Here is a 22,159-nt window from a genome sequence, read left to right as displayed (position 1 = left end):
TGGCACGCTGTTGAGTTCTCAAGGAACGGACGCTTCCTTCGGGCCGCCTTCCAGCGGGCCCTCCGGGCGCTTCGTTCTTTCGTGTTTCCAGCTTACCAGATGTTTTCCGCTCCGTTTTCCGGAGTTTCATTCATCCGATTCCCGCTGGGGGGATTTCCTTCGAACTTCGCTCAGAAGCTTATCAAAGCTTCCGGTGTGCTCAGTCCGGGGGATTTGCTTCATCGGAGGGCGCGCATTTCGTGAAACACGCTCGCCTCGATTTCGGCGGTGTCGTAGACACTAACGCCCGGGCCCGACCGTTGTCCAGTCGCTCCCAACCGTTCAAACCTACTAGCCCACCCTCACCACGTCAATGGTTTGGTCGGGATGCGAGAAGACTAGCAGGTCAGCGGCCTGTTGATCACATCGGCTCAGGCCGCGACGGGCTGCAGGTCCGCCCGGTCGGCCGCGTCCACATCACCGAACTCTCCGCCCGCGGCGGCCTTCCGGCCGAGCACCAGGGCGTACAGGAGGAAGGCAACCTCGGCCAGCACACCGATGGAAATGCGGGCCCAGGTCGGCAGGCCGGACGGCGTCACGAAGGCTTCCAGCACTCCGGAGACCGCCAGCACCGTCGCCAGGCCGATCGACATCCCGATGATCGACCGGCCCTGTTCCGCCAGCGCCACCGTGCGCGTACGCGGCCCGGGGTCGATGACGGTCCAGCCGAGCCGCAGGCCGAGGCCGCCCGCCACGAAGACCGCGGTCAGCTCCAGCAGGCCGTGCGGGATGAGCAGGCCGAGGAAGACGTCGAGCCGCCCGGCGGAGGCCATCAGTCCGATGCCCACCCCCAGGTTGACCACGTTGGTCCACATCACCAGGAGCACGGGAATGCCCAGCGCGATCCCGTAGAGCAGGCACTGCACGGCGATCCAGGCGTTGTTCGTCCAGACCTGGGCCGCGAAGGAACTGGCCGGCCGGTCCGAGTAGTAGGCCTCGTACTGGCCGCCGGGGCGGGTCATCTCCCGCAGGTCGTCGGGGGCGATGAGGCTGTTGCGGACTTCGGGGTGGGTGGCCATCCACCAGGCGAGCAGCACGGTGGCGGCCATCGAGACGGCCGCCACCGGCACCCACCAGCGGCGGGCGCGGTACAGCGCGGCCGGGAAGCTCACCGTGTAGTAGCGGGCGACGTCCTGCCAGCCGTTGGTCCGGGCGCCGGTCACCGCACTGCGGGCCCGCGAGACCAGCCCGGTCAGCCGGCCGACCAGGGCCGGGTCCGGAGCGGCGGCCTGGACCTTGGCGAGGTGGCCGGTGGCGCGCTGGTAGAGGGTGACGAGTTCGTCGGCTTCCTCGCCGCTGAGCCGGCGCCTACGGGCGAGGGCGTCCAGCCGGGCCCACTCCCCCTGGTGGGTGGCGACGAAGACGTCCAGGTCCATTCGGCGGCTCCATGGTCGGCGATGGCGCGAGGCGCGCGTGCGCGGTCGGGCAGGTACGTACGGACACGTGCGGGCCCAGCATGCCAGGAGACGCCGCCGGTTCGGCCGCCGGGATCTCACTTCCCGTGCGCCCACCGGGCGCCGTATGTTTGCGGCTGCGGATCAGACTGCGGAGAGCGGGCAGTGGGGGGCCGATCGGACCGCGCTCCCCCCGTCCCGCGTGAGCGTGAACGGACAGGTGTCTTGAGCGACCTGGTGACGGGTGAGGCGGTCGTCCTCGACCTGCAGACGGCGAAGCTTCCGAGCAGGGCGCTGGCGATCGTGCTCGACCTGCTCGTCGAGTTCGCCGCCCTGTTCATCTGCACACTGGTGATGAGCGTCGCCCTGGCCGACCTCGACAATGCGGCGCTCGCGGCCACCATGCTCGGCATGACGGTGTTCTTCCTGGTCGCCCTGCCGGTGATGATCGAGACCCTCACCCACGGGCGCTCGCTCGGCAAGGCCGCGCTCGGCCTGCGGGTCGTGCGCACCGACGGTGGGCCGGTGCGGTTCCGGCACTCGCTGGTGCGCGGGCTGGTCGGTTTCTTCGAGGTGATCGCGATAACCGGCGCCCCGGCCGTGATCACCTCCGCGCTGAACACGGACGGCAAGCGGCTCGGCGACATCTTCGCCGGGACGGTGGTGATCCGCGAGCGCACCCCGGGCGTCGGCGGGCACGCCGGCCCGCTGCCGATGGTGCACCCGCAGCTGCTGCACGACATGGGCCGCGAGCTGGTCGCGATGGACCTCTCTGCGGTGCCCGAGCCGCTCTGGCTCGCCAGTCGCCAACTGCTGGGCCGGATCGGCCAGTTGGACGCGAGCGTGAGTTTCCGGATGTCCGCCGGGCTGGCCGAGGACCTGGCCGGCCGGATCGGACACCCGGTGCCGCACGGGCTCCACCCGGCCGCCTACCTGGGCGCGGTGCTCACCGAGCGCCAGCGCCGGGAGTGGATGCGCGCCCAGCAGCAGTACGCGGCGGCGGCGCCCGTCCATGCGCCGGCCCCGCACCCGGCGGTCATGCCCGACGGCCGGCCGTACCGCGTCCTCGGCATGCCCGCGGCGCCCGCGCCGGTACCGGCGGCCCCGGCCGCGGCCGTCGCCCCCTCCTTCACCAAGCCCGCGCAGCCCACCCGGACCGCGCAGCCCGCCGCACCCTTGCTGCCGCCCCCGCCCGCGCAGCCCGCCCCCGACGCAGGCTTCGCCCCGCCGGCCTGAGCCCACCCGCGCCTCGCCCCACTCCGCTCACTCCCCCACCGTCCAGGCGTTCGGCGGCGACGCCAGCTCCTCAAGCTCGATCCCCGCCGCCGCCAGCACCACGTCCCCCGCCAGGTGCACGACCTGCTGCTCCCCCGTCTCCAGGTCCGCCACCTGGTACCGCTCGACCACCAGCGGCCCCGAGTCGGTCCCGTGGGTGTCCACCCCCTCCAGCAGCCACCCCTGGTCGAAGGTGCGCGGCGCCAGCACCGGCTCGGTGAAGGCCACCAGCCGCACCCGCGCGCTCGCCCCCTCCCGCAGCCGCAGCATCCGGGCGGTGGCGACCAGGAAGGCCGGCGAGCTCCCGGTGAAGCCGTGCGCCCGGTCGTGCCCCTCCACCGCGTGCTCGCCGCCCGGGTCCGCCGCGTCGGTACGGACCCAGGCCACCCCGTCCACCGCGCCGCCCCGCACCTGCCAGCCACCGGCCCGCAGTTCCATGCGCAGCGGCCGGGCCCGCGAGTCGAGCGTCAGGTCGACGCTGCCGAGCACCCGGCCGTCCGGCGCGTAGGTCTTGGACACGTACCGCCACCCGGCCGCTCCGGGCGCGCAGCTGAAACGTTCCTCGCCGAGCAGCACGTGGTCATGGGTGTCGTGGAGCGAGTACCGGCCATTGGGCATGCCCGAAAGCCTACGTGCGCGTCCGCGTGCAACGTTCGCGGGTGGTGCGCGCATTAGGGGTGTGGACGGCGCGGGAGAGACGCCGTCGTCACGACGAGAGGGGGTGCGGATGGCGAAGCAGACGCGCGACGCGGAGTTCACGGAGTACGTGGCCTCCAGGAGCGGCTGGCTGCGGAAGGTCGCCTATCTGCTGTGCGGGGACTGGCACCGGGCCGACGACCTGGTCCAGGAGACGATCACCAAGCTGTACGTGAACTGGGCGCGGGCCTCGCGGATGGAGAACCGGGACGGCTACGCCCGCCGGGTGCTGGTGAACACCTTCCTCGCGGAGCAGCGCTCCCCGTGGTGGCGCCGAACCGTCCGCTCCGAGGCCGGTCCGGAAGGGGTGGCCGGCGCCGTGGACCTGGACGCCTCCCTCGACCTGCGCCGGGCCCTCGCGGCCCTCCCGCCCCGGCAGCGGGCCACCGTGGTGCTGCGGTACTACTGCGACCTGTCGATCGAGCAGGCCGCCGAGACCCTGGGCTGCTCCTCCGGCAACGTCAAGAGCCAGAGCTCCCGTGCCCTGGAGACGCTGCGCGGCACCCTCGTCCCCCGTCCCACCGCCGCCGAGAGGACGCCATGACCACCAAGGATCACGACGACCTGACCGCCCGGTTGACGGCCATCGCCGACGGGCCCGCGCCGCCGCCCCGGATCGACGCCGGCCGCTCGGTCGCCGAGGGCACCACCCGGCTGCGCCGTCGCCGGCTCGCCGTGGTCGGTGCCGTCGCCGTCGTCACCGCCGCGGTGATCACGGCCACCACGTTGCTGGCGCCCGCAGGCGGCTCCGCCACCCCCGCCCCGCCGGTCGGCCCCACCGCGACCACCTCGCCGTCCGCCACCCCGACCGCGTCCCCGACGCCCACCGGCTTCGACCCGCTGACCACCGAGGTCCACTTCGGCTGGCTGCCCGACTGGGTCGGCGGCGAGCGGGGCATCGGCTACGAGACCGGCTACCACGGCATCCACGCCGAGGCCCGCGGCGCCGGTGAGAACGCGCCGCGCATCCTGCTCTCGCAGTACCCGGTCGGCGAGGAGCCCCCGATGACCGAGGGCGGTTCCGCGCTGACCAGGGTGGACGCCGAGCCGGTCGACGGACGGACGGCCTACTGGGCGGTTCCCGAGCGCAGGTCCGGCTCGTCCCAGCCCACGCTGCGCTGGCTGACCGCCTCGGGGCGCTGGGCCGAGATCACCGGCTACGGCGGCAACCCCGGGGACGTCACCGAGGAAGTGCTGCACAGGGCCGCCCAGGACGTCAGGTTCGGTCGCTGGAACGTCCCGCTCCCGGTCCGGTTCACCGGCCTGCCGGAGGCGTTCAAGGCCACTGACGTCCAGCTGTCGGTGCCGGACACCGACGGAGTGGGCGCCTGGAGCCTGTGGGTGATGTTCCAGCTCGACGGCAAGAACGTCTCGGTCAGCATGCGTCCGAACGGGCCGCACGCCACCTTCACCGGCACGGACGGCTCCCCCTACACGGACCCGAATCCGCCGCTGGTCACCGTGCAGAACGGGGTGGAGGTCTCCATCGCCTCCGGGGCCGGCATGCCGGCCACCCTGGAGCGGCTGGGCGGCCTGCCGTGGCTGCTCGCCCACACCACGGCGCTCGGCCCGGACCGGGGCACCTGGACCACCGACGTCATCCGCTGAGTCCGGACGCGCCGGTGGCCGGCACCCACGGGGGGTGCCGGCCACCGGCGTCGTGCTGTCACCGCATCAGTAGCGGTACTGCTCCGACTTGTACGGGCCCTCGACCGGGACGCCGATGTAGTCGGCCTGCTCCTGGGTCAGGGTGGTCAGCTTCACGCCCAGCGCGTCCAGGTGCAGACGGGCGACCTTCTCGTCCAGGTGCTTCGGCAGCACGTAGACGCCGATCGGGTACTGCTCGGTCTTCGTGAACAGCTCGATCTGGGCGATCGTCTGGTTCGCGAAGGAGTTGGACATCACGAAGGACGGGTGGCCGGTCGCGTTGCCCAGGTTCAGCAGGCGGCCCTCGGAGAGGACGATGATGGTGCGGCCGTCGGCCTTGCGCCACTCGTGGACCTGCGGCTTGATCTCGGTCTTCACGATGCCGTCGAGCTTGGCCAGGCCGGCCATGTCGATCTCGTTGTCGAAGTGGCCGATGTTGCCCACGATGGCCTGGTGCTTCATCCGGGCCATGTGCGAGGCCATGATGATGTCCTTGTTGCCCGTGGTCGTGATGAAGATGTCGGCGATCTCGACGACGTCGTCCAGGGTCGCGACCTGGTAGCCGTCCATCGCCGCCTGGAGCGCGCAGATCGGGTCGATCTCGGTGACGATGACGCGGGCGCCCTGGCCGCGCAGCGACTCGGCGCAGCCCTTGCCGACGTCGCCGTAGCCGCAGACGACCGCGACCTTGCCGCCGATCAGGACGTCGGTGGCGCGGTTGATGCCGTCGATGAGCGAGTGGCGGCAGCCGTACTTGTTGTCGAACTTCGACTTGGTGACCGAGTCGTTGACGTTGATCGCCGGGAACAGCAGCTGGCCGTCACGGTGCATCTCGTACAGGCGGTGGACACCGGTGGTGGTCTCCTCGGTCACGCCCTTGATCGTGGCGGCGACCTCGGTCCACTTGTTCGGGGTGTCCTTGAGGGTGCGGTTGAGCAGCTCCAGGATGATCCGGAACTCGTCGTTGTCCGCGGTGGACGGGTCCGGAGCGGCACCGGCCTTCTCGAACTCGACGCCCTTGTGGATCAGCAGGGTGGCGTCGCCGCCGTCGTCCAGGATCATGTTCGGGGTCTTGCCGTCAGGCCAGGTCAGCGCCTGCTCGGTGCACCACCAGTACTCCTCCAGGGTCTCGCCCTTCCAGGCGAAGACCGGCACGCCCTGCGGGTTCTCCGGGGTGCCCTCCGGGCCGACGGCGATGGCGGCGGCCGCGTGGTCCTGGGTGGAGAAGATGTTGCAGGAGCACCAGCGGACCTCGGCACCGAGCGCCGTCAGGGTCTCGATCAGCACGGCGGTCTGGATGGTCATGTGCAGCGAGCCGGTGATCCGGGCACCGGCCAGCGGCTGCGCCTCGGCGTACTCGGCGCGGATCGCCATCAGGCCGGGCATCTCGTGCTCGGCCAGCTGGATCTCCTTGCGGCCGAACGGCGCCAGGGAAAGGTCGGCGACCTTGAAGTCACCGGTGATGTCGGTCGACATGCGTCTGCTCCTCGCTGATGGGGTGGGGCGGGGCCATGGTCCGGATGTGCGTTGCGCATGGCGGGCCGTCCGGGTGCACGGCGACGCCGGGGCGACCCGGTCCGGTGGTGCGGACCGCGGTTCCCCGCTGCGCAGCACAAACCGTCGGAGGACCTCTCTCCCTCGACCGGCGCACACCCTGGGGGCACGGACCGCCGATCGACCGCCATCAGCAGCGACGTTCTGGCTCTGGTGACGAATCTACACCGGCGGCCCCACCGGGCGTCCGCGGATGACCGATTTCGGTCGCCGATCCGACCGCCGCTCGACCCCGGCCCGAGCGCACCGGAACGGGTGCCGTCGGGTGCCGCCCGGGTGCCGCCCGGGTGCACGTCCGCGAGCCGGGCGGACGGCGCGTCAGTGCGCCGCGGCCGGCCCGGGGCCACCCGGGGTGGCGGCCGGGTCCTCGCCCGCGGCGGCCTTCTCGGCGCTGTAGACGTCCGGTTCCAGGTAGATCGCCCGGGCGATCGGAACGGCCGAGCGGACCCTCTCCTCCGCCGCGTCGATGGCCGCCGCCACCCGGGCGGCGCTGTCCTCCGCGTTGACGGCGATCTTGGCGGCGACCAGCAGCTCCTCCGGCCCGAGGTGCAGGGTGCGCATGTGGATCACCCCGGTGACGGCCTCGCCGTCCACCAGCGCGGCCCGGATCCGCCGCACCGACTCCTTGTCGGCGGACTCGCCCAGCAGCAGCGACTTGGTCTCCAGCGCGAGGACCACGGCGATCAGCACCAGCAGCACGCCGATGCACAGGGTGCCGATGCCGTCCCAGACGCCGTCGCCGGTGGCCACGGTGAGCGAGACGCCGCCCAGCGCCAGCACCAGGCCGATCAGCGCGCCGGTGTCCTCCAGCAGCACCACCGGCAGCTCCGGCGCCTTGGCGGTGCGGATGTACTGCACCCAGCCCTGGCCGCCCTTGGCCTTGACGGACTCGCGCACCGCGGTGAGGAAGGACCAGCCCTCCATCGCGATGGCGAACAGCAGCACGCCCACCGCCCAGCCCCAGGACTCCAGTGCCTCGGGGTGGTTGACCTTGTGCCAGCCCTCGTAGACCGCGAACAGGCCACCGACGCTGAACAGCACGATCGCCACCAGGAAGCCGTAGACGTAGCGCTCGCGCCCGTACCCGAACGGGTGCTCCTCGTCCGCCGCCCGGCGCGCCCGCCTGCCGCCGATCAGCAGCAGCACCTGGTTGCCGGAGTCGGCCACCGAGTGCACGCCCTCGGCCAGCATCGAGGAGGAGCCGGTGAAGCCGAAGGCGGTGAACTTCGCCGCCGCGATCGCCAGGTTCGCGGACAGCGCCGCCACCAGTGCCTTCGTCCCGCCCTCAGTACTCATTCGCCCACCCGCACCCGTCGACGGCTCGCTCGCTCACGCGCCCAAACCTATCGGCAGAGCGCTCAGGACTGCGCAGCGGCGAGCCCCAGGTAGACGGCGGCGAAGTCGGTCAGCGCGATCAGGTCGGCCAGCGCGTGCAGCTGGTCCGGGAGGGTGCTCGCGTACTCGGTCAGCCGTACCTCGTGGGCGGCGGCCAGCCGGTGCGCCCGGCTGACGCCGAAGGTGCGCGGCCGCTCGTCGTCCTCCGTCACCTCGACGGGGCCGTCCTGCTCCTCCGAGGGTCCGGTGCCGGGGACGTGGCGCAGCAGCAGGACTTGGAGGTGCAGCGGGTCGGGCTCCTCGACCCGGTCGCGGAAGAAGTCGTCCGGGTCCGCGCCCGCGCCCAACTGGCCGGTGAACATGCCGCGGTGGGCGGTGAGCACCTGCGGCAGCGACCCGGCGAGCGCCGGGCGGCCCGCCCGGTCGGCCAGCTGGGCGGCGAACCGGGTGGCGGCCGCGCCGGCGACCGGGCCCTCGGCCCACAGCAGCGGGACCGTCCCGGCCAGGCGGGCGGCCAGCCCCTTCGCCGGGTTGGTGTAGGCGGCGGCGTCCGGGCGGCAGCGCACGGCGGTGGCGTCCAGCAGGTCGGCGACGGCCGGCAGCGCGTCGTACGGCAGCTGGGTGAGGCCGAGCTTCTGGGCGAGCGCCAGCAGCGGGGTCAGGTGGGACCACAGCGCGGCCGGGTCCTCGGCCGGCAGGTCCGGTTCGGCGGCCGGCGCGACGGCCGGCCCCTCGTCGGGCAGCACCGCGGCGACGTACGGCAACGGCAGCGCGCGTACCTGCAGCGCGGCCTCGGCCAGCGGGCTGTCCGCCGGGGCGGTGACCACGACGGCGCAGCCGCGCGCGTACGCCTGCTCGGCGAGACTGATCAGGCCCTGCTCGCCGCCGTCGGCGGAGCTGACCACCAGCAGGTCGAGCGGGCCGGCCCAGCCGGGCAGCTGCCAGCCGAGCCCGGCGGTGAAGGCGGGCGGGGCACCGGCCCGGTCGGCGCGCGGGGCGGCGGCCTCGGTCGGCGGCAGCGGGGTGACCAGGGTGGCGGAGCCGGCGAGCACGGCGAGGATCTCGGCCGCCGTCAGGGCGCTGCCGTGACCGGCGACCAGGACGGCGCGCGGTCGGCCGTCCGGGCGCAGCCGGTCGAGACCGGCCGTGTCGGCCTGCCGCAGCGCGGTGCGGACCCGGGCACCGGCGCCGGCCAGGGCCAGCAGGGCGCGGTCGCGGTCGGCGCGCTGGAGGGCGGCCGGGTCGTCGAGCAGGGTGTCGTCGAGCATGCGGCGGGCCTCCGGCAGTCCTGTGGTCGGCGGGCGCGGGTGGGGCTTGCGCCCCGGGGGCGTGTCCGTCACGCCCCAACAGGATCAGGCCGGGCGGCGGGCCTCGTCCACCAGGAGGACCGGAATGCCCTCGCGGACCGGGTACGCGAGGCCGCAGTCCGCGCCGGTGCAGACCAGCTCGGGCTGCTCCTCGGTGCCGCCCTCGGTGAGCGCGGCCCGGCACTGCGGGCAGACCAGGATCTCCAGCAGGAAGGATTCGAGCTTCATGGGGCTCTCCAAAGTTCGGTGGTGGCACGGAGGTGCCCCGGCCGATAGGCAACCCTACCGGCCGGGGCACCGCGTGCTTCGGTCAGGCGCGCTCCGCCGGAGTGCGGACGGGCGCGGGGGCCCGGCCCCGGACGGCGGCGGGACTCAGCCGCGGACGACGGCCAGCACGCCGTCGCGCAGCTCGGCCATCCGCGCCGGGTCCTTGGCCTCGACGTTGAGGCGCAGCAGCGGCTCGGTGTTGGAGGCGCGCAGGTTGAACCACCAGTCCGGGCCGGCCACGGTGAGGCCGTCCAGCTCGTCCACGGTGGTGCCCTCCAGGCCGGCGTAGGCGGCGCGGACGGCGGCGGTGCTGGCGGCCTGGTCGGCGACGGTGCTGTTGATCTCGCCGGAGGCGGCGTAGCGGTCGTACTCGGCGGTCAGCTCGGACAGGGTGCGCTCCTGGCCGCCGAGCGCGGCCAGCACGTGCAGCGCGGCCAGCATGCCGGTGTCGGCGCGCCAGAAGTCGCGGAAGTAGTAGTGCGCGGAGTGCTCGCCGCCGAAGACGGCGTCGGTGACGGCCATCTCCTGCTTGATGAAGGAGTGGCCGACCCGGGTGCGCACCGGGGTGGCGCCGAGCTCGCGGACCACCTCGGGGACGGTCCAGGAGGTGATCAGGTTGTGGATGATCGTCGGCTCGGCCTCGCCGGCGGCCTTGGCGCGGGCGATCTCGCGGGCGGCGACCAGGGCGGTGATCGCGGACGGGGAGACCGGCTCGCCGCGCTCGTCGACGACGAAGCAGCGGTCGGCGTCGCCGTCGAAGGCCAGGCCGATGTCGGCGCCGACCTCGCGGACCTTGGCCTGGAGGTCGACCAGGTTCTTCGGGTCGAGCGGGTTGGCCTCGTGGTTGGGGAAGGTGCCGTCCAGCTCGAAGTACATCGGGACGAGCTCGATCGGCAGGCCGTCGAAGACGGTCGGCACGGTGTGGCCGCCCATGCCGTTGCCGGCGTCCACGGCGACCTTCAGCGGGCGGATCGCGGTGAGGTCGACCAGGCCCAGCAGGTGGTCGGCGTAGCCGCGCAGGGTCTCCTGCTCGGAGAGCGCGCCGGGCTCCACGTCGCGGGCCGGGACGGTGACGGTGTCGTCCTCGGCGGTCCAGGACTCGACCAGCTCGCGGATCTCGGACAGGCCGGTGTCCTGGCCGACCGGGGCGGCACCGGCCCGGCAGAGCTTGATGCCGTTGTACTGAGCCGGGTTGTGGCTCGCGGTGAACATCGCGCCGGGCAGGTCGAGCTTGCCGCTGGCGTAGTAGAGCTGGTCGGTCGAGCAGAGGCCGATCTGCACCACGTCGGCGCCGTAGGCCGCCGCGCCCTCGGCGAAGGCCCGGCTGAGCGACGGGGAGGAAGGCCGCATGTCGTGGCCGACCACGATCGCGGACGCGCCGGTGACCTGCACGAACGCGGCGCCGAAGGCCCGGGACAGGCTCTCGTCCCACTGGTCCGGGACGACGCCTCGGACGTCGTACGCCTTCACGAGCTGCTTGAGGTCGCGCACTGCGGCTCCACCCTGGTTCTGTCTGATCGATGTGTCGGCCACCCGCCCGTCCGGTCGACGGGGCGCGGTGAGGTCAGACGGGCAGCGTACCCGGGCCGGGCGAACGCATCGTGCCGGGTGAGGGTGGCGGGGTCCGCCGGACAGGCCCTAGTTGTCGGGCGAGCGCAGCACCCGGAGGTGGCCGCGGCGGCCGCCCTCGGTGGACTCGCCCTCGGGGCCGCGTCCCTGACGGGGGGTCTGCGGGCGGGCGGCCTCGCGGACGGCGTTGGCGAGGGCCTCCAGGTCGTCGCTGCTGCGGCGCAGCGGCCCGGCCTCGGCGGCGAGCCGGACGACCTCCCAGCCGCGCGGGGCGGTGAGCCGCTCGGCGTGCTCGGCGCACAGGTCGTAGCAGTGCGGCTCGGCGTAGGTGGCGAGCGGGCCCAGCACGGCGGTGGAGTCCGCGTAGACGTACGTCAGCGTCGCGACGGCCGGTCGGCCGCACGCGGTCCGCGAACAACGACGTACAGAGCTCACGAGGGTGGACGGTACCGCACTCCCCGCCGGGGAGCGAAGACCGCCTGCCCGGTGGGGGTGCCGTGTCGCGGTCCGCGCGCCCGAGCGAACGTCCCGGCCGGGCCCGGGGGCGCCCTCGGCGCGCCGTTCGGCTCCCGCCGCCCCGCTCGCTCCGGGCCGTCCGGGCACGCGCCGTCGCCCCGGCGATTCCCCCGTCGGAGTGGTCCACTTCCGACCCGCCAAGGACTACTCTCGGCAGTGATATGGACAGCTCCGCACCGCAGTCATCGACAGGCCCCTCGCGCCGCCCCCGGCACCGCGACCGGCACGGCAGGGGGCTGCGCGGCCCGCTGGCGCCGCCCCAGGTGCCGATCTCGCTCACCCGCTCCGAACTGTTCGACGACTACGTGCGCGAGTCGGTGGAGCGGCTGGAGCGGCGGTGGCCGCAGCTGATCGAGGTGGAGTTCGCCGTGCAGGAGGTGCCGCTGCACGAGGCGGACGGCGCCGACGCCGAGGACGGCGTGCCGCTGGGCCGGGTGTCCCCCGGCGAGAAGGGCCGCAAGAGCCAGATCGTGGTGTACCGGCGGCCGGTGGAGATCCGGGCGAAGACCCGGGAGGACCGGGCGGCGCTGGTGCACGAGATCCTGATCGAGCAGGTGGCCGAGCTGCTGGGGCTGTCCCCGGACGCCATCGACCCGCGCTACGACGAGGACTGACCCTTCCGGGGCCCCGCAGGGCCCCGGAAGGCGGGTCAGCGCAGTACGACGCCCGGGTCCTGGGCGGCCTGCGGGACCTGGACGGTGCTGTGGTCGTCGCGCAGCGCCTGGACGGTGAACATCGGCACGTCCTTGTTGGGGACGGAGAGCATCCGGGCGGCGACCACCGGGCCGCCGGACTCGGTCTCCACGGTGAGCGCGAAGACCCCGTTCAGCCCCGCGGGCTCGGGCGCCGGGATGGCGACCGTGCCGCCGGCCGGGAGCTGGACCTCCTTGGTCGCCGGGGTGCCGCCGCCGCTGCCGGCCGAGGCGGTGACCTTGACGGTGGCGGCGTCGCCGGTGGAGGTCAGGAACAGCGTGGAGGCGCCGGCCCGGTTGTCGGCGACGGTGGCGCGGGCGCCGACCGGGTTGCTGCCGGTGAGCCAGGCCGCGTCGCTCTTGCCGTTGCCGCCCGTGCGGTCGACCCGCAGGCCGGCCACGACCGGGACGGCGTGCTTGTCGTCGCTGGGCGACAGCCGCAGCCCGGCGACCTCGTCCCGGGTGACCTTGCCGAGGTCCACGGCGGCCACCATGCCCGCCTTGACGTGGATCGACTCGTTGCCGGCCGGGGTGAACCACCCGTTCTTGCCGGAGAGCTGGATCTTCAGGTCGGCGTCGTCGTCCGTCGGCGCCCAGACCACCAGGCGGGCCGCGGAGGTGTCGGCGGGCAGACCGGGCAGCACCTGGGTGGGGGCCGGATCGGCCGAGGCGGGGATCCAGTCGGCGCCCTTGGAGCCGTCGGCGGCGTGCAGCGCGGCGCCGACCCGCCCGGAGCGGACCACCACGTGCACGGCGAGGTCGGTGACGGCGCCCTTGCTGAGGGTCGACAGCAGGACGGACTGCGAGCTGCCGGGGGCGACGGTGATGCCGTTGGCGGCGTCGTTGTCGATCAGGCCCTTGTCGCCGTACAGCTGGATGTCGACCACGGCGGCGGAGGACTCGGGGTTGACCAGGCTGAGGTAGTCGACCCGGTCGCCGGCCGTGCTGGCCCCGGCGAACCAGAAGCCGGTGTTCTCCGGGGTGCAGGTCAGGCCGGACAGGCCCAGGCCGCGCTGCTCGGTGACCACGGTGGTCTGGGTGACGGTGAAGCCGGGGGCGAGCGCGCCGGTGGCGACGGCCCCGGTGCCGGGCGCGGCGTCACCGTTGGTGGCCGGGCCGGTGGCCGGGGTTCCGGGCTTGGTCACGGTCAGCTTGGCGTCGGTGGGCGCGGCGTTCTTGTCCGGGGCCGGGGTCGCCGAGCCGCTCGGGGCCGCACCGGGCGACCCGCTGGGCGATCCGCTCGGCGCCGCGGAGGCCGGGGCCGAGGGGGCGGCGGTCGGCGGGGTGGCGGGGGCGGACTGGTCGGAGAGCCAGCCCGCGCCGCCGGTGGCGGAGCCGGTGCTGGTGCCGGAGCCGGTGCCGGGCGGGGTGTAGGCGGTGAGCGTGGTCGAGCCGGTCAGGCCCTGGAACGGCTGCGGGCAGACCGCCGCGGTCCGCTCCACCTGGGCGGTGCTGGGGGCGCCCCCGGCGTCCGCCTTGGCCGGGCCGGCCGGCGGGCGCACCTCGGCGATCCCGAGGACCGCGGCCAGCACCACGGCCGCGGCCAGCAGGGACCGGGTGGTCCTCCCGGCGGAGCGGCCGGGGAGCTCGACCGCCGGGCGGCCGGGCTCCGCGGCCCCGGCCGGCTCGACGGCCGCGGGCTCGAAGGCCTCCTCGAACCCGGCGCCGGACTTCTTCCTGAAAGCGGGCTTCTTCATCGCGGGTCAGTTCCCCGATCCGTGCTGGTGCGGAGGGTGGTGCGCAGGGGAGTGGCCGGTGCCGCCCGGGTCGTTGGGGTCGTAGTACGGCTCGCCCTGCTGGCCCGGCAGCCAGGCCTGCTGGGGCTGCTGCTGGTAGGGGTCGTAGCCGTACTGCCCCTGCGGGTACTGCTCGTAGCCCTGCTGCTCGTAGCCCTGCTGCTCGTGGCCGTGCTGCTCGTGGCCGTGCTGCTCGTGGCCCTGCTGCTCGTAGCCCTGCTGCGGGTACGCCTGCTGCCGGCCGTCGTACGTCTGGCCGTCGTACCCCTGGCCGCCGTAGGGCGCGGCCGCGGGCTGCTGGGCCGGGTACTGGTCGTAGCTGTACGGGTCGGCCTGCTGGTACGTCTGGTACGGGTCGGTGTACGGCTCGGTCTCCTGGACGGCGGCGGCCGCCTGGACCGCCCCGGTCACCGGCTCTCCGGCGGGCTGCGCCGGGACCGCACCCGGCCGGCCCTCGTACACCCCGGGCTCCTCGGCGCCGGGCTCGCCGCCCTCGCCGCGCTCGGCCATCCGGCGGGCCCGGCGGCTGCCGGGGGCGGGGGCCTGCGCCTGGGCGGCGGCGGCCAGCGCGGCGGCGGCCACCACCTCCTCGGGCAGGTCGTCGTCCTTGTGGCTGCGGCGGCCGGGCAGGGCCAGCACCAGGATGGTGAGGCCGAGCAGCACCTGGGCCCAGATCCAGCCGGTGTGGACGAGGCTGTCCTCGCGGGTGACGCTCAGCTTGCCGCCGCCGGCCGGGAGCTTGAAGCCCTGCGCCCAGCCGTCGACCGTGGTGGGCTCCAGGGCGGTGCCGTTCACGGTGGCCTTCCACTCGGGGGCGGCGGACTCGGCGAGCCGCAGCACCCGGCCGTCCGAACCGGCCGGAACGGTGGCGGAGAGGTCGCGGACCCCGGCCGGGACGACCACCGGGGCGGTGCCCGGGGCGGTGATCACCGCGCGCACCGCGGGGGCGCCGTTGACCTGCCAGAGCGCGGTGTCGGCCGCCTGGTTGGCCTTGACCAGGCCGGGGGTGGCGTCCAGGACGTCCTTGAAGGCGTTGACGGCCTGGCGCTCGACCAGCACGTAGGCGATGCCGTAGCCGGCCAGCGCGTTCGCCTGGTCGGCGCCGGAGCCGGCCAGCAGGTTGCCGACCGTCTTGTTCAGGCCGTCCTGGGTGCCGGTGGCCGGGTCGACGGTGGACTCCGCCTGGCCGAGGGTCAGGCCCGCGCCGCGCAGCACGGTGTAGCGGACGGCGCCCTTCTGCCCGGTGACGACGAGGGTGCGGGCCCGGTCGGTGGTGCCGGCCTCCTCGGCGATGAAGGCGGGCACCTGGCCGCCGTCGGCGCGGTGCAGCGGACCGCCGGCGCCGGTCAGCGCCCACCACAGGCCGGTGCCCAGCGGGGCCAGCACGGCGGCGGCCACCACCAGGGCGGCCACCGGCTGGCGCCAGCCGAAGGCGATCCCGGCGACGCGGGCGTTGGCGCCGTCGGCGCCGATCGCGGCGGCGGCGAGCAGGGCGATCCCGGCGATCAGGGTGGCCGGGCCGGCCCAGGCGGGCACCGCCGGGCCGCCGGAGGCCGGGGTGACGGAGGTGCCCGCCACCGCGACCGCGAAGAGCAGGCCGGCGCCGGCCGCGCCCCAGGCGGCGAGCACCGCGCGGCGCCGGTCGGCGCGCAGCAGTGCGGCCAGCGCGGCCAGGACGACACCGGCGGAGAGCCAGACCGGCGGCACCCCGGCGCCGCCCGGGTTGACCAGCAGCAGGCCGGCCGCGCTCGCCCCGGCGCCGTGCAGCCCGGGCAGCCCGGCCTCCAGCAGCAGCCACTGCGGGTGCGACAGCACCTTCAGCGACCAGGGGGCGAGTACCGCGACCGGCACCGCGAGGATCACCAGGACGCGCAGCCCGAGCAGCCGCAGGGCCGTACCGCCGGAGCCGAAGGCGCCGCCGCGCAGCACCGCGACGACCAGCGTCGCCAGGCACAGCGGCACGGCGAGCGCCCAGGTCAGCGGGACGAAGGCGGTGGCCAGGGTGAGCATCAGGACGGTCATCCAGACCGGCCGCCAGCCGGGGCGGGCGCCCTTGGCGGCGCTCTCCTGGCGGATGCCGAGGCCGGCCGCGATCGCGGCGGCGCGGGCCAGCGGCGGCAGCAGCACGGCGAGGACGGCGGTGCCGATCCGGCCCTGGGCGAGCGCCCCGGTCGCGGCGGGCAGCAGCGCGTAGGTGGCGCTGGCCCAGGCGCGGACCAGCTTGGAGTCCAGCAGCGGCCGGGACACCAGGTAGGCGCTGACGGCGGCCAGCGGGACGGTGAGCACCACCAGCAGGGTGAGCGCGAGGTCGGCGTGGCCGAACAGCAGCCAGGAGAGCACCGCGAGCACGCCGAGGTACGGCGGGGCGGCGGCGGTGGAGCCGGTGCCGATCGGGTGCCAGGCGTCCGCGTACATCGACCAGAGGCCGCCCGCGCCGTCGGAGGCGGGCAGCAGGGCGCCGCCGAACAGCTCGCCGCCGCCGAGCAGGCTGCGGCAGGCGATCAGGGCGAACACCAGCAGGGCGGCGAACAGCACCGGCGCGGGGCGCCGGGCCAGCTTCTTGACCAGCGCGAACTGCTCGACGACGAGGTCCTCGCCGTCCTCGTCGCCGCCGGCCTCGACCGAGCCGTGGCGGCTGCCGGAGTCGTCGGCGCCCCCTATCCCGAGCGAGCCGATCACGCCCTCGACGGCGAGCCGGGTGGTCGCGCCGGGGGCCGGGAACAGCGTGCGGTCGTCCAGGGCGTCCGCCGCCCTGGTCCGGGCGCGGTGCTTGCGGGCGACCAACAGCCTTGGGAGGCGTACGAGTTCGTGACCGAGCCCGGCCAGTTCGTCGACCGCCTGGCGGGGGTCCTTGCCGAGCAGGTTGGTGACGGCGCGCACCAGGGTGCCGAGCACCAGGCGCAGCAGCACGTACGGGAAGAGCGCGCCCCTGCAGTTGGCGAGCAGGGTGTAGACGGCGCCGGCCTTGTCCACCCGGTGCGGGTGGGCGGGGCCGCAGTCGATCGCCCGGCGCTCGCGACTGGCCGCCTCGGCGTGCCGCAGCACCGCCTCGGGGGCGACCACCACGCGGTGGCCGGCGGCGTTGACCCGCCAGCAGAAGTCGGTGTCGTCCCGCATCAGCGGGAGGGCCTTGTCGAAGCCGCCGAGCTCCTCGAAGACGTCCCGGCGCACCAGCATGCCCGCGCTGGAGACGGCGAGCACCGGACGGACCTGGTCGTGCTGGCCCTGGTCCTGCTCGCGGCGGTCGAGGCCGGTCCAGCGGCGGCCGGAGCGGGCGATGGTGACGCCGACCTCCAGCAGCTGGCGGCGGTCGTACCAGCTGCGCAGCTTGGGGCCGATCACGCCGGCGCTCGGGGTGGAGTCGGCGACCTGGAGGAGGCGGCGCAGCGCGTCGGTCTGCGGCTCGCAGTCGTCGTGCAGCAGCCAGAGCCATTCGACCGGCTGGGTCTCGCGCGGGCCGCCGCGGCCGAGGTCGTCCTCCTGGGCGAGCGGGTCGCCGAAGTCGTCCCAGCCGCCGGTGACCGGGTCGTAGCCCGAGGGGTCGAGCCGGTACGGGAGGTCCTCGGGGCGCAGCGGCGCGGCCCCGGAGACGGCCTCGGCGACGGCGGTGCCGAAGCCGGCCCGGCGGCCGAGCACCAGCGGGCCGCTCTCGGGCAGCCAGTCGGCGAGGGTGTCGGCGAGCAGCTGCGGGGAGTTGTCGGTGGATCCGGTGTCGACCGCGAGGATCCGCTGGACCTGGCGGTCCTGGCCGAGCAGGCCGGCCAGGGCCTGCGGCAGCCAGCGGGCGCCGTCGTGCGAGACGATCACCGCGGTGACCAGGTGACGCGGGTAGGCGGGCGGCCTGGCAGCGGTGAAGCCGCTCTGGTGGCTGTAGACGGTCATCGAGTGCGCGGGCCCCAGTTCTCGGTGGACACAGCCGGTGAACGGCAACCGGATGGCGCACCACACTAACGGCTCCCGGCGGCCGCCTCGTGCGCGGTGCCGGTGCGGAGGCGGTGAAGAAGGGGCCGGGAGCGGTGGAAGCGGGCCGGGAACGCGAAAGCGCCCCACCGTCGCGGTGAGGCGCTCGTACAACTGTGTGGCGGTCCGCGGTTGGCGGAGGGTCAGCGGGGGCCGGGGGCCTCCCCGCTCAGACGGCGCTCTTCTTGAGCCGACGGCGCTCGCGCTCCGAGAGGCCGCCCCAGATGCCGAAACGCTCGTCATTGGCGAGCGCGTACTCCAGGCATTCCGAGCGGACCTCGCAGGCGAGGCAGACCTTCTTGGCCTCGCGGGTCGAGCCGCCCTTCTCGGGGAAGAAGGACTCCGGGTCGGTCTGGGCGCACAACGCGCGCTCCTGCCAACCGAGTTCCTCCTCGTCCTCCGCGATGCCGTCCCCGATCAACAGCTCAAAGAGCTCGCTCATGTGGCGCGCCTCCTCTGCCCCTACTTGGCGTCCCCGTGGTTGCCGTTGCCTCGTGCGGCTGACGACACGAGTGAAATTACAGTTGCGTCACTCTGGCCCAGTCAAGCCGAGCTCTGGTATTGAGGCCGGGATTCACTCACTGGCACCAAGCCGTTACGAATAGTGTACATATTCGGACACATCGGACCTTCAGCCTGAAAGCCCTGGACAACATCGAAACGTCCGCAACCACTCGTGAAATGAGGCTCGGTCACCGTCACAGGCCGGTCATCGGCCTCCCTTCCCGGCGATCTTCCCATCGAAACATAGAGAGTGATGAATCACCCCATCCGGGAAAGATCCCGACCTAATCCACTCGAATGCCGCATCCTCCGGTTTGACACCGCCCCCGCGGATGCGGTCTCCTTTCCCCTATGTCAGAGTTCGCCAGCCCCCGGAGCGGTTCCACGCTCCGCCGTGCCGTGAACTCCTGTTGTCGCCTCTGTTCCTGCTGTATCTAGGCGCCCGCGTCCCACCGCGCGCCGCCCCCCAGGAAGCACAGAGGCCGCCCGCGATTCCCGCCCCAGGACATCCCGGATCCGGCTGCTCCCCGAACCAGCCGACCCATCCGAGGACGACCACCGTGCGCATGATCCGCATCCGCAAGCGGAACCGCGACCGCAACAAGCTCGCCCGCCTTGGGATCACCTCCCAGCCGCCGGGCCGGGGGAGCCTCTCCCCCGCCGTGCCCCGCACGGACGGACCCCGCTGGGCGGACGGGCTCAGCGACGTCTCCATCGCCGGCGACCCGCTCGCCTTCCCCCATCTCGCCCGCACCGACCTGCCCGGCCACCCCACCACCGTCGCCGGGTACGCCCGGCTGGTCCGCGAGATCGCCGCCGACCGCGCCCGCTGGGAGCCACTGGTCCGCTACGACGCGCTCACCCGCTGGTACGCCCGGCTGGAGACCGGCCCCGGCTACGAGGTCTGGCTGCTCAGCTGGCTGCCCGGCCAGAGCAGCGGCTTCCACGACCACGGCGAGTCCTCCGGCGTGATGACCGTGGTCCGCGGCGAGCTGATCGAACGCTCCCTCACCCTCCCCCAGCCTTCGGCCGGGGGAACCCCCAGCGGCTCAGCCGCCCGCACCCTGCGCCCCGGCGGGCAGCGGGTGTTCTCCTCCGGCTACCTGCACGAGATGGTCAACGGCGCTCTCGAACCCGCCGTCTCCATCCACCTCTACACCCCGGGCCTGACCGAGATGAACCAGTACGGCGCCGCCACCGCCACGAACGTCCCCGAACAACACCAGCGGGAGCAGGCCGAGCAGCGTTGAGCACGGCCTGACGAAGAGTCCGACCGTGGCAGGATGACCCCATGCGCATCGTGGCACTGGCAGGCGGAATCGGCGGGGCGCGCTTCCTGCGCGGACTCCTCGCGGCGGTCGGACCGCAGGACGAGATCACCGTCATCGGCAACACCGGTGACGACATCCACCTCTACGGCCTCAAGGTCTGCCCCGACCTCGACACCGTGATGTACACCCTCGGCGGCGGGATCAACGAGGAGCAGGGCTGGGGCCGGACCGACGAGACCTGGTCGATCAAGGCCGAGATGAAGGAGTACGGCGTCGGCCCCGAGTGGTTCGGGCTCGGCGACCGGGACTTCGCCACCCACCTCGTCCGCAGCCAGATGCTCAACGCCGGGTACAGCCTCAGCCAGGTCACCGAGGCGCTGTGCGTGCGCTGGAACCCGGGCGTGCGGCTGCTGCCGATGAGCGACGACCGGGTCGAGACCCACGTGCGGATCACCGACGAGCAGGGCACCCGGGCGGTCCACTTCCAGGAGTACTGGGTCAAGCTGCACGCCGCCGTCGACGCCGAGGCGATCATCCCGGTCGGCGCGGACACCGCCGAGCCCGCGCCCGGCGTGCTGGAGGCCCTCGCCGAGGCCGACGTCATCCTCTTCCCGCCGTCCAACCCGGTCGTCTCGATCGGCACCATCCTCGCCGTCCCCGGCATCCGGGAGGCCGTCGCCGCCTCCCCGGCGCCGGTCGTCGGGCTCTCCCCGATCATCGGCGGGGCCCCGGTGCGGGGCATGGCCGACAAGGTGCTCGCCGCCGTCGGCGTCGAGGCCACCGCCGAGGCGGTCGCGCTCAACTACGGGCCCGACCTGATCGACGGCTGGCTGGTGGACACCGCCGACGAGAAGGCCGTCGCCGCGGTCGAGGCCGCCGGGATCGCCTGCCGGGCCGTCCCGCTGCTGATGACCGACGTCGAGGCCACCGCGGAGATGGCCCGGACCGCGTTGGCTCTCGCCGAGCAGGTACGGAAGTGACCCCGGCGCTGGAGGTCCTGGGGGTCGAGGGGATTCCCGAGGTCGACGCGGGGGCGGACCTCGCCGGACTGATCGCCAAGGCCGGGACGTACCTGGACGGCGACATCCTGCTGGTGACCTCGAAGATCGTCAGCAAGGCCGAGGGCCGGCTGCTGCACGCCGCCGACCGTGACGCCGCGATCGACGCCGAGACCGTCCGGGTGGTCGCCCGGCGCGGACCGGCGCGGATCGTCGAGAACCGCAACGGCTTCGTCATGGCCGCCGCCGGGGTCGACGCCTCCAACACCGCCCCCGGGACCGTCCTGCTGCTGCCCGAGGACCCGGACGCCTCCGCGCGGGCGCTGCGCGCCAGGCTCCAGCAGCTGACGGGGCGCCGGCTCGCCGTCGTCGTCACCGACACCTTCGGACGGCCCTGGCGCAACGGGCTCACCGACGTCGCGATCGGCGCCGCCGGGCTGTCCGTGCTGGAGGACCACCGCGGGCGCACCGACAGCCACGGCAACGAGCTGGTGCTCACCGTCACCGCGACCGCCGACGAACTCGCCGCCGCCGCCGACCTGGTGAAGGGCAAGGCCACCGGCGTCCCGGTCGCGATCGTGCGCGGCCTCGGACACCTGGTCACCACCGAGGACGGCGCCGGCACCCGACCGCTGGTGCGGCCCGCCGCCGACGACATGTTCCGGCTCGGCACCTCCGAGGCACTGCGCCAGGCCGTCACCCTGCGGCGCACCGTCCGCTCCTTCACCGCCGACCCGGTCGACCCGGCCGCCGTCCGGCGCGCGGTGGCCGCCGCGGTCACCGCGCCCGCGCCGCACCACACCACGCCCTGGCGCTTCGTGCTGCTGGAGTCCGCCGAGACCCGGGTCCGGCTGCTCGACGCCATGCTCGGCGCCTGGCAGCGCGACCTGCGCGAACTCGACGGCTGGGACGAGGCCCGGATCGCCCGGCGCACCGCCCGGGGCAACGTGCTGCGGGACGCGCCGTACCTGGTGGTGCCATGCCTGGTGATGGACGGCTCGCACGACTACCCGGATCCGCGGCGGGCCGCGGCGGAGCGGGAGATGTTCACGGTGGCCGTCGGTGCGGCGGTGCAGAACCTGCTGGTCGCGCTGACCGGCGAGGGGTACGGCTCCGCGTGGGTGTCGTCGACGATGTTCTGCCGCGACACCGTCCGGGAGGTGCTGGAGCTGCCGGAGGGCTGGGACCCGATGGGGGCCGTCGCGGTGGGGCGGCCGGCGGAGGCTCCGCGGGAGCGGGGGGCTCGGGGGGTGGAGGCGTTCGTCGAGGTGCGGTAGGGGGGTTGGGGGTGGTCGGGGGGCTCTCGGGAGGGTGGGTGACGCCGGGGGCGGTTCCGGGGGTGGGCGCTCCGGGGGCTGGGTGATTTTCAGACTGCCGACTCTGTGGGTGGGGTGCTGGT

Annotated in this window: 18 protein-coding genes; 7 read left to right on the top strand and 11 right to left on the bottom strand. The window is 74.0% G+C overall.

The window, feature by feature from the left end; genetic code table 11:
- Window positions 1–410: 410 nt before the first annotated feature.
- On the bottom strand, window positions 411–1,415 hold the full coding sequence (locus tag ACZ6Z8_RS38830) for a stage II sporulation protein M (protein WP_465614676.1): 1,005 nt from the start codon (window positions 1,413–1,415) through the stop codon (window positions 411–413).
- 243 nt (window positions 1,416–1,658) lie between these two features.
- Here ACZ6Z8_RS38830 and ACZ6Z8_RS38825 point away from each other — a divergent pair, with 243 nt between their 5' ends.
- Complete coding sequence (locus ACZ6Z8_RS38825; protein WP_465614675.1) at window positions 1,659–2,669, top strand: RDD family protein; 1,011 nt, start codon at window positions 1,659–1,661, stop codon at window positions 2,667–2,669.
- Between the two features lie 27 nt (window positions 2,670–2,696).
- On the opposite strand, the gene ACZ6Z8_RS38820 is transcribed toward ACZ6Z8_RS38825, so the two are convergent.
- Window positions 2,697–3,326: a hypothetical protein gene (locus ACZ6Z8_RS38820; protein ID WP_402829854.1), complete on the bottom strand. Its 630-nt coding sequence runs from the start codon at window positions 3,324–3,326 to the stop codon at window positions 2,697–2,699.
- Window positions 3,327–3,435: 109 nt separating this feature from the next.
- Between ACZ6Z8_RS38820 and ACZ6Z8_RS38815 the strand changes: the two genes are divergently transcribed.
- Together ACZ6Z8_RS38815 and ACZ6Z8_RS38810 are read left to right on the top strand one after the other, a co-directional pair.
- A complete protein-coding gene (locus tag ACZ6Z8_RS38815; RefSeq protein WP_465614674.1) occupies window positions 3,436–3,948 on the top strand; it encodes a SigE family RNA polymerase sigma factor in 513 nt (170 codons plus the stop codon).
- Window positions 3,945–5,012, top strand: a complete 1,068-nt coding sequence (locus ACZ6Z8_RS38810; protein WP_465614673.1) for a hypothetical protein — start codon at window positions 3,945–3,947, stop codon at window positions 5,010–5,012. Before ACZ6Z8_RS38815 ends, ACZ6Z8_RS38810 begins: the two co-directional genes overlap by 4 nt.
- Before the next feature lie 66 nt (window positions 5,013–5,078).
- On the opposite strand, the gene ahcY is transcribed toward ACZ6Z8_RS38810, so the two are convergent.
- The 6 genes from ahcY to ACZ6Z8_RS38780 form a co-directional block, all read right to left on the bottom strand.
- On the bottom strand, window positions 5,079–6,527 hold the full coding sequence (gene ahcY / locus ACZ6Z8_RS38805) for an adenosylhomocysteinase (protein WP_402829847.1): 1,449 nt from the start codon (window positions 6,525–6,527) through the stop codon (window positions 5,079–5,081).
- A gap of 396 nt (window positions 6,528–6,923) precedes the next feature.
- Window positions 6,924–7,901: a cation diffusion facilitator family transporter gene (locus ACZ6Z8_RS38800; protein ID WP_465614672.1), complete on the bottom strand. Its 978-nt coding sequence runs from the start codon at window positions 7,899–7,901 to the stop codon at window positions 6,924–6,926.
- A 62-nt stretch (window positions 7,902–7,963) separates the two neighbouring features.
- Window positions 7,964–9,208, bottom strand: a complete 1,245-nt coding sequence (locus ACZ6Z8_RS38795) for an SIS domain-containing protein (protein WP_465614677.1) — start codon at window positions 9,206–9,208, stop codon at window positions 7,964–7,966.
- Window positions 9,209–9,292: 84 nt separating this feature from the next.
- Entirely contained in the window at window positions 9,293–9,475 is a 183-nt protein-coding gene (locus tag ACZ6Z8_RS38790) for a Trm112 family protein (RefSeq protein WP_030289948.1), read from the bottom strand.
- Window positions 9,476–9,619: 144 nt separating this feature from the next.
- Window positions 9,620–11,005 carry a phosphomannomutase/phosphoglucomutase gene (locus ACZ6Z8_RS38785; protein ID WP_465614671.1) on the bottom strand — a complete coding sequence of 462 codons (1,386 nt, stop codon included), beginning with the start codon at window positions 11,003–11,005 and terminating at the stop codon, window positions 9,620–9,622.
- A 147-nt stretch (window positions 11,006–11,152) separates the two neighbouring features.
- Window positions 11,153–11,518 (bottom strand): DUF3499 domain-containing protein, encoded by a 366-nt coding sequence (locus ACZ6Z8_RS38780; RefSeq protein ID WP_030289946.1) that lies wholly within the window; start codon window positions 11,516–11,518, stop codon window positions 11,153–11,155.
- A gap of 242 nt (window positions 11,519–11,760) precedes the next feature.
- Here ACZ6Z8_RS38780 and ACZ6Z8_RS38775 point away from each other — a divergent pair, with 242 nt between their 5' ends.
- Window positions 11,761–12,213, top strand: coding sequence for a metallopeptidase family protein (locus ACZ6Z8_RS38775; protein ID WP_380421087.1), 453 nt, complete (start codon window positions 11,761–11,763; stop codon window positions 12,211–12,213).
- 35 nt (window positions 12,214–12,248) lie between these two features.
- Here the strand turns inward: ACZ6Z8_RS38775 and ACZ6Z8_RS38770 are convergent, their stop codons facing one another.
- The 3 genes from ACZ6Z8_RS38770 to ACZ6Z8_RS38760 form a co-directional block, all read right to left on the bottom strand.
- Window positions 12,249–13,988 carry a DUF5719 family protein gene (locus ACZ6Z8_RS38770; protein WP_465614670.1) on the bottom strand — a complete coding sequence of 580 codons (1,740 nt, stop codon included), beginning with the start codon at window positions 13,986–13,988 and terminating at the stop codon, window positions 12,249–12,251.
- 6 nt (window positions 13,989–13,994) lie between these two features.
- Entirely contained in the window at window positions 13,995–17,909 is a 3,915-nt protein-coding gene (locus tag ACZ6Z8_RS38765; RefSeq protein ID WP_465614669.1) for a glycosyltransferase family 2 protein, read from the bottom strand.
- 247 nt (window positions 17,910–18,156) lie between these two features.
- Complete coding sequence (locus ACZ6Z8_RS38760; RefSeq protein WP_030062195.1) at window positions 18,157–18,429, bottom strand: WhiB family transcriptional regulator; 273 nt, start codon at window positions 18,427–18,429, stop codon at window positions 18,157–18,159.
- Window positions 18,430–19,051: 622 nt separating this feature from the next.
- On the opposite strand from ACZ6Z8_RS38760, the gene ACZ6Z8_RS38755 reads away from it, so the two are divergent.
- From ACZ6Z8_RS38755 to ACZ6Z8_RS38745, 3 genes are read left to right on the top strand one after another with little or no spacing between them, the layout of a single operon-like run.
- The gene (locus tag ACZ6Z8_RS38755; protein WP_465614668.1) at window positions 19,052–19,741 is read left to right on the top strand and encodes a cysteine dioxygenase; all 690 of its coding nucleotides are present in this window, start codon (window positions 19,052–19,054) and stop codon (window positions 19,739–19,741) included.
- Window positions 19,742–19,782: 41 nt separating this feature from the next.
- Entirely contained in the window at window positions 19,783–20,742 is a 960-nt protein-coding gene (gene cofD / locus ACZ6Z8_RS38750) for a 2-phospho-L-lactate transferase (protein WP_465614667.1), read from the top strand.
- Window positions 20,739–22,037, top strand: a complete 1,299-nt coding sequence (locus ACZ6Z8_RS38745) for a coenzyme F420-0:L-glutamate ligase (protein ID WP_465614666.1) — start codon at window positions 20,739–20,741, stop codon at window positions 22,035–22,037. The genes cofD and ACZ6Z8_RS38745 overlap by 4 nt, the downstream gene beginning before the upstream one ends.
- Window positions 22,038–22,159: the final 122 nt, after the last annotated feature.

The sequence above is a fragment of the Kitasatospora sp. NPDC101108 genome (assembly GCF_055584725.1).
This window is presented reverse-complemented; position numbering and strand designations above follow the sequence as displayed.

Coding starts and splice junctions, on each gene's coding strand:
- ACZ6Z8_RS38830 (WP_465614676.1), bottom strand. CDS start 1,415: ATGGACCTGGACGTCTTCGTCGCCACCCACCAGGGGGAGTGGGCCCGG.
- ACZ6Z8_RS38820 (WP_402829854.1), bottom strand. CDS start 3,326: ATGCCCAATGGCCGGTACTCGCTCCACGACACCCATGACCACGTGCTG.
- ACZ6Z8_RS38815 (WP_465614674.1), top strand. CDS start 3,436: ATGGCGAAGCAGACGCGCGACGCGGAGTTCACGGAGTACGTGGCCTCC.
- ACZ6Z8_RS38810 (WP_465614673.1), top strand. CDS start 3,945: ATGACCACCAAGGATCACGACGACCTGACCGCCCGGTTGACGGCCATC.
- ahcY (WP_402829847.1), bottom strand. CDS start 6,527: ATGTCGACCGACATCACCGGTGACTTCAAGGTCGCCGACCTTTCCCTG.
- ACZ6Z8_RS38800 (WP_465614672.1), bottom strand. CDS start 7,901: ATGAGTACTGAGGGCGGGACGAAGGCACTGGTGGCGGCGCTGTCCGCG.
- ACZ6Z8_RS38795 (WP_465614677.1), bottom strand. CDS start 9,208: ATGCTCGACGACACCCTGCTCGACGACCCGGCCGCCCTCCAGCGCGCC.
- ACZ6Z8_RS38790 (WP_030289948.1), bottom strand. CDS start 9,475: ATGAAGCTCGAATCCTTCCTGCTGGAGATCCTGGTCTGCCCGCAGTGC.
- ACZ6Z8_RS38775 (WP_380421087.1), top strand. CDS start 11,761: ATGGACAGCTCCGCACCGCAGTCATCGACAGGCCCCTCGCGCCGCCCC.
- ACZ6Z8_RS38770 (WP_465614670.1), bottom strand. CDS start 13,988: ATGAAGAAGCCCGCTTTCAGGAAGAAGTCCGGCGCCGGGTTCGAGGAG.
- ACZ6Z8_RS38765 (WP_465614669.1), bottom strand. CDS start 17,909: ATGACCGTCTACAGCCACCAGAGCGGCTTCACCGCTGCCAGGCCGCCC.
- ACZ6Z8_RS38760 (WP_030062195.1), bottom strand. CDS start 18,429: ATGAGCGAGCTCTTTGAGCTGTTGATCGGGGACGGCATCGCGGAGGAC.
- cofD (WP_465614667.1), top strand. CDS start 19,783: ATGCGCATCGTGGCACTGGCAGGCGGAATCGGCGGGGCGCGCTTCCTG.